A 15,888-nucleotide genomic window follows, 5' to 3' on the forward strand; every position below is an offset into this window, starting at 1 on the left:
ATCTTTTTAGGCAAGAGCGGTTCCAGTTTTAGGGCTTGCTTCTTTTCCAGCATTTGTCGCTTATCGTCCCCGGTCACCTGTGCTAGAATATCGTATACTTTTAGTCCGATAGAGGTGAGCCACTTACCATAGGAACCGTTTTCTATTAAGGGCAGCAACATTTTCTCTGGCACCACCAAATGCGGCGCTAGTTTATGTACAATGGCCCTTTCTGACCCCACTTCCTTCACCAACCAAAAATCGAACTGCTTTAGATAACGCAGCCCTCCATGTATTAATTTAGTGGATTTACTACTGGTTCCGGAGGCAAAATCTCCCTTATCTACCAGGGCCACTTTCATTCCTCTAGCGGCGGCATCCAGGGCAATACCTGCTCCGGTTATACCTCCCCCAATAATGACGAGATCAAAAGTTGTTTCTGTTAATTTACCAACCGTGTCGGCTCTGTCCAAGTTAGTGAAGGGAAGATTGTTTTTCATAGTTCTTTCGGGTTAAATAGCTGGCCCAAAAACATTTCTGTAAGAACCACTCTCCTTTAAAGATAAAAGATTGGCTTCCCATATCAAAACAAAAAAGAAAAAGTGCAAGCTCCAAAGGACAATGTGATTACTTACGGTAGGGAGCGTCCGTATAGTTGTCCAAAAACTCTGTCCTATGAATGGAATGGCCATAGATAAATAACAAACCTATAGGTAACTTCTTTTCATAGGAGGTCATAAAAGCACCCATAAGCTTGCAGATTGCCCTCGCTATCCTTGAAAACAACAAATGGACAAGTGGAAAAAGCTAGGAAGAAAGGTGTTAAAAAATACCCTTATGGGGCTTAGGATATATATTCCTTTTCTACGAAGTAACTCACCAAGGCCTCTTTCATCAAAATAGATTGCTCCCCAGCTTTTAAGGCAGGCAATTCTTCTTTAATTATATAATGCGGCCAGCCATCTTCATCAAAATAATCGAATTCATAATACCCATAAGGCTCCAACACCCTACAAATGGCGATATGCATGAGGTTTAGCTTTTCATCCTTTTTAAATTTCCTATGGATCTGACCTAATTCCTGAAGTCCTACTAAATAGATGATTGCATCCAAATCTAACGGGTCATTATCTGCAAATTGGGCAGAAAGTTTTTCTACCAAAACCCGCCATCTTTCTTTTAACTGTATATCTCTAGACATGATAATTTTAACTGAAAATTGCTCTTTGCTTACATTCCCAATTAGGAACACAAAGAATTACCAAAGGTACAAATCAAAGTTCTATATTTGTCAAAAGCGTAATTAAGAATGGAGATTTTGGACATCATTTTAGGCCTATTATTACTATATGGTCTATACAAAGGCATTAAAAATGGCCTTTTAGTAGAGTTAGCCTCCCTGATTGCCGTTATCGCCGGTCTTTACGGGGCCATCCATTTTTCTTATATCGTAGGGGAATATCTGTCCGAAAATATGGACTGGGATGAGAAATATATGAATACAATTGCCTTTACGATTACCTTTATCCTCATTGTAATCTTAATTGTTCTCATTGGAAAAATACTGACGAAAATTGCCGACTTTGCCATGTTAGGGCTTTTAAACAAACTGGCCGGAGCGGTGTTTGGCACCTTAAAAGTTGCGGTAATACTTGGGGCATTGCTGGTATTTTTTGACAAAGGCAACAATCAACTAGGTGTTGTTAAACCCGAGTATATAGCGGAATCCAAGTTATACACCCCCGTGAAGGAAATAGGGGCCTTTGTTTTTAGCAAAGTACTAAAGGAAGCCCCTTTATTTAATGACAACCAGGAGGACGAAGAGGAAAACTTTATGGGATTTTAGGCTATTAATACCTGCCCCTTCACAAAAGTAATTTCACAAAAAAGCCAGACTAGTAAGTCTGGCCGTTCTAGTACAAAGAGCCCAACATATTATTTTGCCGACTCAAGATCGTTTGGCGCTTTGGAATAGGTAAAGGTAACTTCCGTTCTAATCTTCATCCCATGGACATCCGTTACCGTATAATCCCCTTTATAGGAAAAAGTAGATTTCTCCTCATTGAATTCTAGCGGTAAGTTTTCCATGGAACAGTCCCTTACAAGACTCAATGCCTGATTGGTTAATCGCCAGGTTCCAGAGAACGTTACTTTATTGGTACAATTATCGGCATTCTGTCCTTGGGAGTTGGTATACCCTCTATTCGAGGAAAAAACAAAATCGGTGTCTTTCTCACATTCCGAATATTGAGCATAAATATCCTTGGTGGGATTATCCTCCCCATCACTGGTAAGGTCTACCTCCTTGTCTGCCATAATACCGGTTAATTCCCATTTCCCAACCAAGCCATTTTCGTTTTCCAAGAGGGCCCCGGTAAAGTCTTCAGGACATTGAAAATCCGAATCATTGGATATATCACAACTATTAAAACCCATTGCAAGGACTACGGTCCCCAAACCCATTAATGCATTTCTTAATTTCATAGATAAATATTTTGTCATCAACCTTTAAAATGCAAAACTTCATAAATGGTTGCGTGCAAAACCGCAAAAACTTTTTTTCACCTAATTTCATTAAGTCCGTCCCTTCTAATGCCAATCCATAAGAACCCACACCCTTGCTAGGAAGGATTAACAGAGCCCATTTATTACTGCCAAGGCCTAAAATTCCCGATTGCATCCCTAGAATGGCCTTACTTTTCTTATTTTTGAGACTGAAATGGGTAATAGGATAGCTTTCATTGAAGGATTAACCATTCCCCACACCCGCACACAATGATTCGCAACAAATATTAAAGCACATGGCTATATCGAAACCTTTTAATTTAGGTAAATGGATCTCCGAAAATCGTGACGTCCTAAAACCCCCAGTGGGGAACAAAAACCTATATACGGAATCTGGAGATTATATTGTGATGATAGTGGCCGGCCCCAACGCTAGAAAAGATTATCATTACAATGAAACCGAGGAACTCTTTTATCAACTAGAAGGGCATATAGAGGTGTATGTTCAGGAAGACGGAGAAAAGAAAACCATGCATTTGGGTCCCGGCGACATGTACCTTCACCCCGCCAAGGTTCCCCATAGCCCGGTTAGACATGAGGGTTCCATAGGGCTGGTAATAGAACGCAAACGGGCAGATATGAACGTAGAGGATGGACTACTTTGGTTTTGCGATAATTGCAACCACAAACTATACGAAGTGTATTTCACCTTAAATGATATAGAAAAGGATTTTCTAGCTCATTTCAATATTTTTTACGGCTCCAAGGAGCTACGCACCTGTAATAACTGCGGAACGGTAATGCCGGTAGACCCGCGATTTGTAACGGACGGGGAGCATTAAGCGAACTCTGACCCAACAAAATTGTTTCGCATTGCAAAAATGCTCTTATAAATTTGTAGATTTGATAAATATCACAATTAACGCTTAAAAAGTTATAAATGTCAAAAATAGCGCAAGAATTTGGAATAAAAGATGCCCTCATTGCCTTGGGGATCAAAGATATTAATGAAGGAACTTCTACGGGTTCTAACAATTTTTCATCGGGACCAACTATAGAATCCCACTCTCCCGTAGATGGTGCTTTAATAGCAAAAGTTAAAACCACCACCAAAGCAGATTACGAACAGGTGATGGAAACGGCTACCACCGCTTTTAAGGAATGGCGAACAAAACCAGCTCCAGAGCGAGGCGAGATCGTTAGGCAGTTTGGGAATAAGCTTCGGGAATTAAAGGAGCCCCTTGGGAAATTGGTTTCCTACGAGATGGGAAAAAGTTACCAGGAGGGATTGGGAGAAGTACAAGAAATGATAGACATCTGTGATTTTGCGGTAGGTTTATCTAGACAGCTACACGGATTCACTATGCATTCTGAGCGACCAGGACATAGAATGTACGAACAATACCACCCACTGGGTCCGGTAGGAATTATTTCGGCCTTTAATTTTCCGGTCGCCGTTTGGGCATGGAATACGGCATTAGCATGGGTATGCGGGGATGTTTGTATTTGGAAACCAAGTGAAAAAACACCGCTTTGCGGAATTGCTTGCCAAAATATTGCTGCAGCGGTTTTTAAGGAAAATAATTTGCCAGAGGGTATTTCCTGCTTAATCAATGGAGATTACAAGGTAGGGGAATTTTTATCCCACGATGGCCGCATCCCATTGGTGGCAGCCACAGGCTCTATACGGATGGGGAAAATTGTTGCCCAGGCAGTAGCGGCAAGGTTAGGGAAATCCCTTTTAGAGCTAGGCGGAAACAATGCTATTATAGTAACCCCTGATGCCGATATTAAAATGACCGTGATTGGGGCTGTCTTTGGCGCGGTAGGTACCGCAGGACAACGCTGTACTTCCACCAGAAGACTCATCATCCACGAGTCCATTTACAATCAGGTAAAAGACGCCATAGTGGCCGCATACCATCAGCTAAGGATAGGGAACCCCTTAGACGAAAACAATCATGTAGGTCCTTTGATTGATGCGGACGCTGTGAAAAACTACCAAGAAGCCCTGAAAAAGGTAGTGGAAGAAGGTGGAAAAATAGTTGTGGAAGGCGGAGTTTTGGAAGGTGAAGGTTATGAGAGCGGATGCTATGTTAAACCTGCCATTGCCGAGGCGGATAACAGTTACGATATTGTTCAGCACGAAACCTTTGGCCCAGTTCTTTATCTCCTAAAATATTCTGGGGATGTAGAGAATGCCATTGCCATTCAAAACGGAGTGGTACAAGGATTATCCTCGGCCATAATGACCAATAACCTTAGAGAGGCAGAGCGCTTTTTATCTACTTATGGGAGCGACTGTGGTATTGCCAATGTGAATATCGGTACATCAGGTGCCGAAATTGGAGGGGCATTTGGTGGCGAAAAGGAAACTGGAGGCGGACGTGAGTCTGGTTCCGACGCCTGGAAAATCTATATGAGAAGACAAACCAATACCATTAATTACACCACCGAACTTCCCTTGGCGCAGGGAATTAAATTTGACTTATAAGCCCAAAACCCTATCAAAGTTCAAAAGCCGTTCTTCTCTTATGAAAAGAACGGCTTTTTTAATTTATGTTACTCGTTTTAGGGATAACCCAATGAGACGAATCCCTATAGACCCACTAGTCCCCTACACCATCCTCGCAAATTCATCACTGCTCGGTATATAAAATGCTAAAACCCGAAGCCACTATAAATTTCCCCTCCCCCCGAATAGGCAAATTCGCAATAGCTGCGGGTTTAACCAAACTAACTCAAACTAACTTAAATCTACAAAACCCCATTTTACATCGAACTGAGTTCGGGAAAAACAGGTCTTACAGGTTTCAAATGATGCCCCAATATTGTGTTTTTTATTGAAGTCTGCACCAAAATTTATATAGATGGTCTTAAAACGTGTGTAGTTGGTAAATTTCCCGATAAAAGTTTACTAATCTCTTGGGATTCAATCCATGGAGCGTCTATAATTTCCATCTAAAGCAAGAGAACACCCCTATAATCCTACTCCATTTTATAGTTAGATAATAGAGGATGGTTTTTTATTGCCCACCTAAATAAATTAGAAATGAAAGCGGAAGCATTTGTCTTTTTCCTCAAAAAAAAAGCGATTCGAGTTTCAGTTTGTGTAAAACCGAAACCCGAATCGCCTTGCTATTTTCACGAGTCCACCCTCAGGAGGAAGACAAGGATTAAAGACCTATCGCATTCTTCCGTTGGCCTCTACCCACTTAAAGGTATATTGGTCTTCAGGAAATTTCATTCTACTGGCAATGCGCTCCAAACGTTCTGGGAGTTTCATTAAGTAATCCCTGGCCCTTTCAGCATCATCATCCAACGCCCTAATATTACCAAGATCCCAATAGGCATTCAATTTCCTCAAGATATCTATATAATCATGGGCGGTATACACCCCCAACCGCTGTGCACAGTTAGAGAAGTTTTCAAACGCCTCACCAATGGTTCCTCCAGACTCCCTTAAGAAGTGGGCCGGCATAACAATTTTCTTTTTCATCATATCGGCAAAAGCCATCATCATCTGGCTGGGATCCTGCTCAAAAATGACCTTTACAAACTCCCTATAAGCCAAGTGGTGGCGCATTTCATCACCAGCAATGATATTACACATCTTCCCTAGCAGGGTATTACCACCTTTTCTACACATTTGCCCCACCCGCTTATGGGAGATGTTGGTAGCCAATTCTTGGAAGGAGGTATACACAAAGTTTTTATAGGGATCCCTATCGGTACCTATATCAAACCCATCTGCAAGCAAATGCTGGGTAGTAATTTCCATTTCCCTCATATTCACCCTTCCGGACAGATAAAGATATTTATTCAACACATCACCGTGCCTATTCTCTTCGGCCGTCCAATGGCGTACCCATTTAGACCAGCCGTTTTTATTCTCCCCATGCTGATCTATACCCTCCACGTCCATTAACCAGGATTCGTAAGTGGGTAGCGCTTCCTCGGTAATGGTATCTGCAACCAGCGTAACCCATAGGTCATATCCAAGCTCTTTTGCTTCCTCCCTAATCTGAGCCACATGATCCATGAAGCCCTCGCTCTGTGAATCGGGAAGAAAGTCTGTAGGCTGCCAAATTTCTTCGATCGGGATAAGATAGGAGTCAATAAAACCTTCGACCTTACTCTCAATGGCCTTCATTACTTCCAACCTTATATTTTTTTTCTTATCAATAGTAGACATCGTTCCTATTTTTATGTAAATATCCTAATAATCTCTTTAAAAAGGCACCCCATTTTACAGTAAATTTTAGTTTCTACCGTTTTCATTTGGATACCATAAATGCACCGGATCGCTCTGCCAAAATTCCTTGGAAGCGATATCCATCACTGTAAGCGGTCCCTTAAAGGCCGCACCTGTATCCACATTCCAAATATTGGCCGCTTTTTTAGGAGTGGTCATTCCAATTCTGGTAACCGGGGTATGACCTATAAATATTTCCTTATAATGGGTCAATCTCTTGGGATACAATTTATCATTAGGAGCAAGCGAAGGATCCATGGACAAGGCCATTTCCCAAAGCGTTCTATCCCAATAAAAGTTTTTGGAGTCATATTCTTGCTCCACCCCTTTTAAATTAGTAAAACCTGCATGAATAAACAAGCGATTTCCATCATCAATATAATAATTTCGCAAATTATCATAGAATTGAATATGAGCTTGTTTCACCTTTTCGGATACTCCCTTATAAGAAGCTAGGGTAGCACTTCCTCCGTGCTGCACCCAAAGCTCATTGTGTTCGCCGGTTTTTAACCAATGATTACAAAGCGCATCGTGATTACCCCTTATAAAGGTACACCTTTGCCTGGTTTCTAAGTCCTGTAAAAAATCTATGGTGTCCACTGCCTCACTCCATCCATCCACATAGTCCCCTAAAAAGATTAGATGATCGTCCAAAGTGACCCTTGCCCTCTCTAGCAACTGTTTTAAAGCCTTTAATCCGGCATGTACATCTCCTATTACCAATGTTCTCATATTGCAAAAATCGCAATTAGCACCATTATAACAAGGAGAAAAGCCGCTAAAAAAAAGGCAATACGGCCGCTCTAAGAAAAGAGACGCTCTATTTACCCCATAGCACCCTTTTAAAACACCTAGGTAGTTCTTATTTCTGACACCTTTAAAACGGCACGAACTTATTTTCAGGTAAAATTTAAATGGGAATTACCATCCCATAGCAAAATAGGAAAGCGGGTATAAAAGCTTAAATACGATGTAAAAAAGAGGGTATTAAATGAGTCGTAATCCATTAAATCACTAGCATTTAACCCCAAAAACACGGTAGAAAACCCCTTTAATATACAAGTAATTAATCGAAAGACAAAACAATTACAATTAATTTTATTTGTTAACTTCTGAATGTTAATAAAATATCAACTTACTCAATATCAGCTTTTTACGTGTTTTTTCTTGTAAACTTTATGAAATGACACATAGTTGTTTATGCCAAAAAATTTAATACTTTTACACTTTCTAAGGAACAACTCCATTAACATTTTAATATCATTCCATGTCGACAAAATTAGCTCCAGACACCAAAAAGACCTATACCCAGGAAGAAGCGTTCAACGCCTCCCTTGAATACTTCAAAGGAGACGATTTAGCCGCTAGGGTTTGGGTAAATAAATACGCCCTAAAAGATTCTGACGGTAACATTTACGAACAGACCCCAAATGATATGCACCGTCGCATTGCACGGGAAATAGCAAGGGTTGAAAAAAAATACCCCAATCCGTTAAGTGAGGAACAGGTATTTGACCTCATCAAGGATTTCAAATATATAGTACCCCAAGGAAGCCCTATGGCAGGTATTGGAAACCCCTATCAAATTGCCTCACTTTCTAATTGCTTTGTGATTGGCAATGAAGGTGTGTCCGATTCTTATGGAGGTATTTTAAAAATAGACCAAGAGCAAGTACAGCTTATGAAGAGACGTGGTGGGGTAGGCCACGACCTTTCCCATATACGTCCCAAAGGATCTGCGGTAAAAAACTCTGCCCTTACCTCCACTGGACTGGTACCATTTATGGAGCGTTACTCTAACACCACTAGAGAAGTGGCCCAAGATGGGAGAAGAGGAGCCTTGATGCTTTCAGTCTCCATTAACCATCCGGATGCGGAAGACTTTATAGACGCCAAAATGGAGCAAGGCAAGGTAACGGGAGCCAATGTTTCTGTTAGAATGGACGATGCTTTTATGAAATCTGTGGAAACAGACCAGCCTTACATCCAAAAATTCCCTATCCACAGTGCAGACCCTAAAGTAACCAAATCCATAGACGCCAAAAAGCTGTGGGGCAAGATTGTCCACAATGCTTGGCAGTCAGCAGAGCCGGGCATCCTGTTCTGGGACACAATTACCAAGGAATCTGTTCCAGATTGCTATGCAGATCTTGGGTATGAAACCGTTTCTACCAATCCATGTGGAGAAATTCCATTATGCCCCTATGACTCTTGCCGACTTTTGGCGATTAATCTATTCTCTTATGTAGATCAGCCTTTTACCGAGGAAGCAAGCTTTAATTTTGAACTGTTTAAACAACATATCGCTGCCGCCCAGCGCATTATGGATGATATTATTGATCTAGAATTGGAGAAAATCGATGTGATCTTAGCAAAGATACAATCGGATCCCGAACTAGACGAGATTAAAGCGGTAGAGCTTAGGCTATGGGAAAAAATCAAGGAAAAGGCCAAGGAAGGAAGAAGAACAGGTATCGGTATCACCGCGGAAGGCGATATGTTAGCGGCGCTAGGTATGCGCTACGGTAGTGAAGAAGCCAACGAATTCTCTGTTGAAGTTCATAAAACCATCGCTTTAGAAGCGTACAGAGCCTCCGTTTACACCGCCAAGGAAAGAGGAGCCTTTGGCATATTTGATGCAGAGCGCGAAAAGAACAATCCGTTTATTGTACGCATCAAGGAGGCAGATGAAAAGCTGTATTATGAGATGCTAGAGTATGGACGCAGGAACATTGCCCTTTTAACCATCGCACCTACCGGAACTACCAGCCTTATGACCCAGACCACTTCTGGGATAGAACCTGTCTTTCTACCTGTTTACAAACGTAGACGTAAGGTAAACCCTAACGACAAGGACGTTCGTGTAGACTTTGTGGACGAGGTAGGAGATTCTTGGGAAGAGTACACGGTATTTCACCACCGCTTTAAGCAGTGGATGTCCGTTAATGGCATAGATACCGATAAAAACTACAGCCAAGAAGAGCTAAATACCATCGTTAAAAAATCTCCTTACTACCAAGCCACCTCCAACGATGTAGATTGGCTAAGCAAGGTACGCTTACAGGGGGCCGTACAAAAATGGGTAGACCACTCCATTAGCGTTACTATTAACCTCCCTAATGACGCTACCGAGGAATTGGTAGGTAAATTATACCTAGAAGCATGGAAGGCAGGATGCAAAGGTGTTACTGTATATCGAGACGGATCTAGATCTGGGGTACTAATTAGCAATGATGCCAAAAAAGAAGAGAGCGAAGAAGCACTTACTCCCTTCCCAATTAAACGTCCTCAAGTATTGGAAGCAGACGTAGTAAGACTTCAAAATAACAAGGAAAAATGGATCGCCTTTATTGGCCTGATCGATGGAAAACCTTATGAGATCTTTACTGGAATGTCTGACGACGAAGATGGTATCCTGATCCCACGTTGGGTTAATAGCGGACTGATCTTAAAGAATAGAAATGAAGATGGATCTTCCAGATACGACTTTCAATACAAAAACAAAAGAGGCTACAAAACCACTATTGAAGGGCTTAGCCATAAGTTTGATCCAGAGTACTGGAACTATGCCAAACTAATTTCGAGCACCCTTCGCCACGGAATGCCCATTGAAAAGGTAGTAGACCTTATCAATAGCCTACAACTAGACAGCGAGTCTATAAACACCTGGAAAAATGGGGTGGCCAGAGCCTTAAAACGCTATGTAGCGGATGGCACTGAGGTTAAGGGCCAAAAATGTGATAGCTGTAAATCCAACAATCTAATTTATCAGGAAGGATGCCTTACCTGTAAGAATTGCGGATCTTCTAAATGTGGATAACCCACAACTAATTGCCATCAACCATCCCCTACTTAAGCAGTAGGGGTAGTTGATGGCAATATTTTTATTACCTTAACATCCATTGTAAAACACCCAACCCTCTAAAACCAAGTGGATGAAAAACGTATACTGCATCGGGGAATTATTGATCGATTTTGTTGCTACTCAACAAGGTAACGATCTTAGCAAGGCTACCGACTTCTCCAAAAAGGCTGGGGGCGCACCCGCCAATGTTGCGGCCGCCATAGCCAAATTAAATGGGAGCGGTTATTTTGTGGGATGCGTTGGAAAGGACCCCTTTGGCACCTTTCTTTTACACACCTTGGAGCAAGGCAAGGTAAACACCTCCCTAACACAACTAGCTACCACCTTTACCACCTTGGCTTTTGTTTCCTTAGCAGAAGATGGGGAACGCGATTTTGTTTTTAGCAGAGGTGCCGACCAGAAGTTGCGGCATGATCCCAGCTTAATAAACCACTTTAAAAACCAAATTATCCACTTTGGGGCCGCCACTGCGTTTTTGGGCGGTGAATTGGAAGACACCTATACCCGCTATTTACAAGATGCGGTACTGGTAGATGCGTTTATAAGCTTTGACCCCAACTTTAGAACCGATTTATGGAAAGGCAAGGAAGCTACTTTTGTGGAGAAATGCCTCCCCTTTATTGAGAAAGCCCACCTGGCAAAATTCAGCCTGGAAGAAGCCCAGTTAATTTCCGGAAAACAAGACCTACAAGAAGCCTGTGCCTTTTTGCATCGCTTAGGAGCAGAAACCATTACCATCACCCTAGGCAAGGAAGGCACCTACCTTAGCACGGCCACTACCCAAAAGACAATTCCGAGTATTTCCGTAAACCCTGTAGACACTACAGGAGCAGGCGATGCTTTTATAGGATGCCTATTGTATCAAATCTCCAAGCTAGAAAACACCTCAAACCACAGAGCATTGCCATTTAGCACCTTAGAAGAAATGGTTTTAATCGCAAATAAGGCTGGGGCCATTACCACTACCAACTACGGAGCCATAGAATCCCTACCAACCCAAAATCAACTAGACCGGCTTTAACCCCTATACTTTATTAACTATAATTCACCTTTCTAATGATGCGGAGCGATTCTTTTATGGATTGATACGTAGGAAGGTCGTACTTCTTAATCATAGGCTTGGCCTCTTCCATGACCTCTTTTGCCTCTTCAAACCCATTTACATAACAGATCAACATGGTATCGGACAATAAGGAGAGATCCCGTTTTTCATTAGGGGTTAACTTCCTATTTGCCTCTATCTTTTTTAAAAGGGCCAAATTGGCATTGTAGATATGATATAGTGTTTTTTTATCGTAACGGGGAGGCTCAAAAATTAAATCACTTAGAATGGTATAGGTGCCATTTTCAAAAAAGGTGAGCACTACTTTTTCTAGGGGGTAATACTTTTGTTGATCGCTCAGTCCCAATTGCACATATTCTATAGTAGTAAAGGAATCCTCGTCATAGGCAATGGTAATCTCATCAAATTCCGAATAGAAGAGTTTTACTTGTTCGGTAATCAGTTCTATATCTACCCGCGAGTAGTAGATCTCTCCATTCACTTTTTTCTCATTTCCTGCCCAGCAGACCACAAATTGTTCTTTAAAAACCTTATAGGAACTACTAAGGTCTTTGTGCCTCTCCATCAGGAAGTTGACCACCCCGTCTAGGGTAAGCTCAATATTGTTTTTGGCGTGTTGCTCAATAGTGGCTACGGCTTGGGAATTTAAATCCACCAACTCCACCCCATAAGCCTTAGGCAAGCTAATACTGCCCTCCCTAAAAAAAACGGTTCCCCCGTAATACTTCCATATATTCTTTCGTAGCGAACAGACCTTTCCGTTAGACCTAATGGTCACCAGCCCTACTACCTTCCCCGAAGGAAGATGCGGGAAAGGAATATTCTCATAAGCGATCCGAGGCGGATTCTCCAAATAGGCATTTACAAGATTCTGGATTTTGCTATCATCGAAAAAATCGACCCCCATAATGTCATTTTTCTCATCCCCTACGCCAATGACAATAAAAGAGTTGTTATTGGGATTGCTATTTGCCAAGGCACAAACATGTTTTAAGAATTTTGCCTTTCCCTCCTTCTGCCCAATATTTATAGATTGTTTTTTATCGTAAAAACTATTTTCATCGTTATGGGCCAACAGATTTTTTACAAGTAGTCGCTTATTAATCATGGTTCTTTATTCACAATAGTAGCAGAAGCCTGCGCGGTTGGCAACACCATTAAATCGGCGATATTCACATGATAGGGCCTGGTAACTACAAAATGGATAATATCTGCAATATCCTTAGCCTGCAAGGGCTCATAGCCTTCATAGGTCTTGGCGGCTTTTTCCACATCGCCCTTAAAACGGACGTTACTGAATCCCGTTTCTACCTTCCCCGGATGAATGGCCCCTACCCGAATATTATACTCGTTGAGATCTATCCTCATACCCTGGTTTATGGCATCTACTGCGTACTTACTGGCGCAATAAACATTCCCCTTAGGATACACTTCCTTAGCGGCAATGGAACCAATATTGATGATATGTCCCGACCTTTTTTTCACCATTTTGGGAATTATTGCTTTGGAAACATACAGCAGCCCTTTTACGTTAATATCTAGCATGGCATCCCAATCATCTAGACTAGCCGTATCAAACCCATCCAAACCGTGTGCATTGCCCGCATTATTCACAAGGATATCCACATCTGAAAAATCAACAGGAAGGGAGTTAATCGCCTTAAAAACAGCCTTTTTATCACGGACGTCAAAAGTTAGGGTATGCACCTTGGCATAGCGCGATAGCTCCTTTGTTAAGGCATCCAAAGCATCCTGTCTTCTTCCACAGAGGATAAGATCTATTTTATTTAAAGCAAACAGCTTGGCCGTTTCCAGCCCTATACCACTGGTGGCCCCTGTTATAAATGCTACTGGTTTTTTATTTGATGAGTGCATGGTTTTGTATTTTAAATTTTGCATAAAACTATTTCCGTAACAGCGTCTAGGAATTACTCCCAACAACTTAGAAAGGGAGTAAAATATTTCCAGAAAAAACGACTGTTGGAAGGCTTAGATCCGCCCTGATTATTGAAGGTACTATCCGCGGATAAAGCAGGCTATAAATTTCAATGCAATATTCGTTTTTTGGATTGGTCGATTTATTTTACATATGTTTGTGAAAATATGAATAAATCCCTTAAATACTTCATAAATTATAGGTCATTCAACAATATTTAACCATACATTAACAGCCGATAACTAAATAAATTTTCATTTTGCATCCTCTTTTGGATCTTACAAACTAACTCAAAAAACAAACAAAGGGCTATATGGAACAAAATACTTCGGTGGATATCAGCGCTGTAAACGAGAAAATTGCACAGGAGAGTGCTTTTATCGACCTACTTATTTTAGAAATGAACAAGGTGATCGTTGGGCAAAAGCACATGGTAGAACGATTACTCATAGGTCTTTTGGGTCAGGGTCACATCCTTTTGGAAGGGGTTCCGGGCTTAGCAAAAACCTTGACGATTAACACCTTGGCCAAGGCGGTGCACGGCAGCTTTAGTAGAATTCAATTTACCCCAGACCTCTTACCGGCCGATGTGGTAGGGACCATGATCTATAACATGAAAGAAAACGACTTTTCCATAAAGAAAGGTCCCATTTTCGCCAATTTCGTTTTGGCGGATGAGATAAACCGAGCCCCCGCAAAGGTACAATCGGCCCTCTTGGAAGCCATGCAGGAAAAGCAGGTAACTATTGGGGATGAGACCTTTATTTTGGACAAGCCTTTCTTGGTAATGGCCACCCAGAACCCTATAGAGCAGGAAGGGACCTACCCCTTACCGGAAGCCCAGGTAGACCGTTTTATGCTAAAGACGGTGATAGACTACCCTAAGCTTAACGAGGAACAGTTGATAATCCGTCAAAACCTCAACGGCTCTTTTGATCAAGTACAGCGAGTAGCAACGGTAGATCAGATATTGCGGGCGCAAAAGGCGGTCAGGGAAGTCTATATGGATGAGAAAATTGAAAAATATATCCTGGACATCGTTTTTGCCACTAGATACCCAGAGAAATATAACTTGGAAAGCCTTAAGCCTTTAATAAGCTTTGGTGCCTCTCCAAGGGGTAGTATCAATTTGGCTACTGCAGCCAAATGTTATGCTTTTATAAAAAGAAGAGGGTATGTGGTCCCCGAAGATGTACGGGCGGTTGCCTTAGATGTTCTTCGTCACAGAGTAGGCATTACCTATGAGGCAGAGGCAGAAAACACCACTTCGGAGGAAATCATAAACAAGATCATTAACGAGATCGAAGTACCTTAATCAGTCTACAGTTATCAGTCCATAAGCAACAGCCCAGCACAACAGCCTTGGCTATGGCTGAATACTTATCAATGTAAACTGCAAACTGTAAAATGGATACCAAGGAATTACTAAAAAAAGTACGTAAGATTGAGATAAAGACCAGGCGTCTTTCCGACCATATTTTTGGTGGGGAGTACCACTCTACCTTTAAAGGCAGGGGGATGACGTTTAGCGAGGTTCGCCAATACCAATTTGGGGACGACGTACGGTCTATAGATTGGAATGTAACTGCACGCTACAACGAACCCTATGTAAAAGTTTTTGAGGAAGAGCGAGAGCTAACCATGATGCTTATGGTAGATGTGAGTGGCTCCCAACTCTTTGGTACCAACAATCAATTTAAGAAAGAAGTCATCACGGAAATTTCGGCCACCTTGGCCTTTTCCGCCCTTCAGAACAACGATAAGGTAGGTTTAATTTTATTTACCGATGAAGTGGAGCTGTACATTCCCCCTAAAAAGGGAAGAAGTCATGCCCTGCGAATAATCCGGGAATTGCTGGAGTTTTCTCCAAAAAGTACAAAAACCGATGTGGGCAAAGCTTTAAAATTCCTCACGAACGTGATGAAGAAAAAGGCCATTGTTTTTGTACTCTCCGATTTTATTGCGGATGATTACCTCCAGACCTTACGGATTACGGGCAAAAAGCACGACCTGACCGGTATTCGGATTTTTGACGAAAGGGAAGAACAAATTCCCAATTTGGGAGTGGTACAAATGCAGGATGCAGAGACAGGGACCCTACAATTGGTAAACACCCAATCTAAACAAGTAAGGAGCGCCTATGGGAAATACTACCACGATAAGGTGACATATTTTAAAGACTCCTTTACCAAAGCGGGTTGCGGAGTATTAAGCTGTAGGGTAGATGAAAGTTATGTGAAAAAATTGTTAGGCTATTTTAAGCGACGAGGTTAATACAAATGAAG

14 protein-coding genes are annotated in these 15,888 nt (G+C 41.7%); 7 read left to right on the forward strand and 7 right to left on the reverse strand.

Annotated features, from left to right (window positions below; genetic code table 11):
• Together F1E73_RS08155 and F1E73_RS08160 are read right to left on the reverse strand one after the other, a co-directional pair.
• On the reverse strand, window positions 1-479 hold a 479-nt coding region (locus F1E73_RS08155; protein WP_150451633.1), incomplete at its 3' end, for an FAD-dependent oxidoreductase.
• Window positions 480-823: 344 nt separating this feature from the next.
• On the reverse strand, window positions 824-1,180 hold the full coding sequence (locus tag F1E73_RS08160; protein ID WP_150451634.1) for a hypothetical protein: 357 nt from the start codon (window positions 1,178-1,180) through the stop codon (window positions 824-826).
• A 108-nt stretch (window positions 1,181-1,288) separates the two neighbouring features.
• Here F1E73_RS08160 and F1E73_RS08165 point away from each other — a divergent pair, with 108 nt between their 5' ends.
• Window positions 1,289-1,825, forward strand: a complete 537-nt coding sequence (locus F1E73_RS08165; protein ID WP_086475735.1) for a CvpA family protein — start codon at window positions 1,289-1,291, stop codon at window positions 1,823-1,825.
• Window positions 1,826-1,914: 89 nt separating this feature from the next.
• On the opposite strand, the gene F1E73_RS08170 is transcribed toward F1E73_RS08165, so the two are convergent.
• Complete coding sequence (locus F1E73_RS08170; protein WP_176328435.1) at window positions 1,915-2,463, reverse strand: DUF5004 domain-containing protein; 549 nt, start codon at window positions 2,461-2,463, stop codon at window positions 1,915-1,917.
• Window positions 2,464-2,780: 317 nt separating this feature from the next.
• On the opposite strand from F1E73_RS08170, the gene F1E73_RS08175 reads away from it, so the two are divergent.
• Both F1E73_RS08175 and amaB read left to right on the forward strand, forming a co-directional pair.
• Window positions 2,781-3,326 (forward strand): 3-hydroxyanthranilate 3,4-dioxygenase, encoded by a 546-nt coding sequence (locus tag F1E73_RS08175; RefSeq protein ID WP_086475733.1) that lies wholly within the window; start codon window positions 2,781-2,783, stop codon window positions 3,324-3,326.
• Between the two features lie 98 nt (window positions 3,327-3,424).
• A complete protein-coding gene (gene amaB, locus F1E73_RS08180; protein ID WP_086475732.1) occupies window positions 3,425-4,978 on the forward strand; it encodes an L-piperidine-6-carboxylate dehydrogenase in 1,554 nt (517 codons plus the stop codon).
• 690 nt (window positions 4,979-5,668) lie between these two features.
• Here the strand turns inward: amaB and F1E73_RS08185 are convergent.
• Complete coding sequence (locus F1E73_RS08185) at window positions 5,669-6,679, reverse strand: acyl-ACP desaturase (RefSeq protein WP_086475731.1); 1,011 nt, start codon at window positions 6,677-6,679, stop codon at window positions 5,669-5,671.
• Window positions 6,680-6,745: 66 nt separating this feature from the next.
• Window positions 6,746-7,471, reverse strand: a complete 726-nt coding sequence (locus F1E73_RS08190; RefSeq protein ID WP_150451635.1) for a metallophosphoesterase — start codon at window positions 7,469-7,471, stop codon at window positions 6,746-6,748.
• A gap of 535 nt (window positions 7,472-8,006) precedes the next feature.
• Between F1E73_RS08190 and F1E73_RS08195 the strand changes: the two genes are divergently transcribed.
• Both F1E73_RS08195 and F1E73_RS08200 read left to right on the forward strand, forming a co-directional pair.
• Complete coding sequence (locus F1E73_RS08195; protein WP_150451636.1) at window positions 8,007-10,559, forward strand: adenosylcobalamin-dependent ribonucleoside-diphosphate reductase; 2,553 nt, start codon at window positions 8,007-8,009, stop codon at window positions 10,557-10,559.
• Window positions 10,560-10,674: 115 nt separating this feature from the next.
• Entirely contained in the window at window positions 10,675-11,625 is a 951-nt protein-coding gene (locus F1E73_RS08200; protein ID WP_086475728.1) for a carbohydrate kinase family protein, read from the forward strand.
• 13 nt (window positions 11,626-11,638) lie between these two features.
• Here the strand turns inward: F1E73_RS08200 and F1E73_RS08205 are convergent, their stop codons facing one another.
• Window positions 11,639-12,775 carry an ATP-binding protein gene (locus F1E73_RS08205; RefSeq protein WP_086475727.1) on the reverse strand — a complete coding sequence of 379 codons (1,137 nt, stop codon included), beginning with the start codon at window positions 12,773-12,775 and terminating at the stop codon, window positions 11,639-11,641.
• Window positions 12,772-13,542 carry an SDR family NAD(P)-dependent oxidoreductase gene (locus tag F1E73_RS08210; RefSeq protein ID WP_150451637.1) on the reverse strand — a complete coding sequence of 257 codons (771 nt, stop codon included), beginning with the start codon at window positions 13,540-13,542 and terminating at the stop codon, window positions 12,772-12,774. Before F1E73_RS08210 ends, F1E73_RS08205 begins: the two co-directional genes overlap by 4 nt.
• Window positions 13,543-13,916: 374 nt before the next feature.
• Between F1E73_RS08210 and F1E73_RS08215 the strand changes: the two genes are divergently transcribed.
• Window positions 13,917-14,918 carry an AAA family ATPase gene (locus F1E73_RS08215; protein ID WP_150451638.1) on the forward strand — a complete coding sequence of 334 codons (1,002 nt, stop codon included), beginning with the start codon at window positions 13,917-13,919 and terminating at the stop codon, window positions 14,916-14,918.
• Between the two features lie 92 nt (window positions 14,919-15,010).
• On the forward strand, window positions 15,011-15,877 hold the full coding sequence (locus F1E73_RS08220; protein ID WP_150451639.1) for a DUF58 domain-containing protein: 867 nt from the start codon (window positions 15,011-15,013) through the stop codon (window positions 15,875-15,877).
• The last annotated feature ends 11 nt before the right edge of the window (window positions 15,878-15,888 follow it).

Origin of the sequence: Arenibacter lacus, from assembly GCF_008711145.1 — a bacterium.
Taxonomy (GTDB): Bacteria; Bacteroidota; Bacteroidia; order Flavobacteriales; family Flavobacteriaceae; genus Arenibacter; species Arenibacter amylolyticus.

Coding starts and splice junctions, on each gene's coding strand:
- F1E73_RS08160 (WP_150451634.1), bottom strand. CDS start 1,180: ATGTCTAGAGATATACAGTTAAAAGAAAGATGGCGGGTTTTGGTAGAA.
- F1E73_RS08165 (WP_086475735.1), top strand. CDS start 1,289: ATGGAGATTTTGGACATCATTTTAGGCCTATTATTACTATATGGTCTA.
- F1E73_RS08170 (WP_176328435.1), bottom strand. CDS start 2,463: ATGAAATTAAGAAATGCATTAATGGGTTTGGGGACCGTAGTCCTTGCA.
- F1E73_RS08175 (WP_086475733.1), top strand. CDS start 2,781: ATGGCTATATCGAAACCTTTTAATTTAGGTAAATGGATCTCCGAAAAT.
- amaB (WP_086475732.1), top strand. CDS start 3,425: ATGTCAAAAATAGCGCAAGAATTTGGAATAAAAGATGCCCTCATTGCC.
- F1E73_RS08185 (WP_086475731.1), bottom strand. CDS start 6,679: ATGTCTACTATTGATAAGAAAAAAAATATAAGGTTGGAAGTAATGAAG.
- F1E73_RS08190 (WP_150451635.1), bottom strand. CDS start 7,471: ATGAGAACATTGGTAATAGGAGATGTACATGCCGGATTAAAGGCTTTA.
- F1E73_RS08195 (WP_150451636.1), top strand. CDS start 8,007: ATGTCGACAAAATTAGCTCCAGACACCAAAAAGACCTATACCCAGGAA.
- F1E73_RS08200 (WP_086475728.1), top strand. CDS start 10,675: ATGAAAAACGTATACTGCATCGGGGAATTATTGATCGATTTTGTTGCT.
- F1E73_RS08205 (WP_086475727.1), bottom strand. CDS start 12,775: ATGATTAATAAGCGACTACTTGTAAAAAATCTGTTGGCCCATAACGAT.
- F1E73_RS08210 (WP_150451637.1), bottom strand. CDS start 13,542: ATGCACTCATCAAATAAAAAACCAGTAGCATTTATAACAGGGGCCACC.
- F1E73_RS08215 (WP_150451638.1), top strand. CDS start 13,917: ATGGAACAAAATACTTCGGTGGATATCAGCGCTGTAAACGAGAAAATT.
- F1E73_RS08220 (WP_150451639.1), top strand. CDS start 15,011: ATGGATACCAAGGAATTACTAAAAAAAGTACGTAAGATTGAGATAAAG.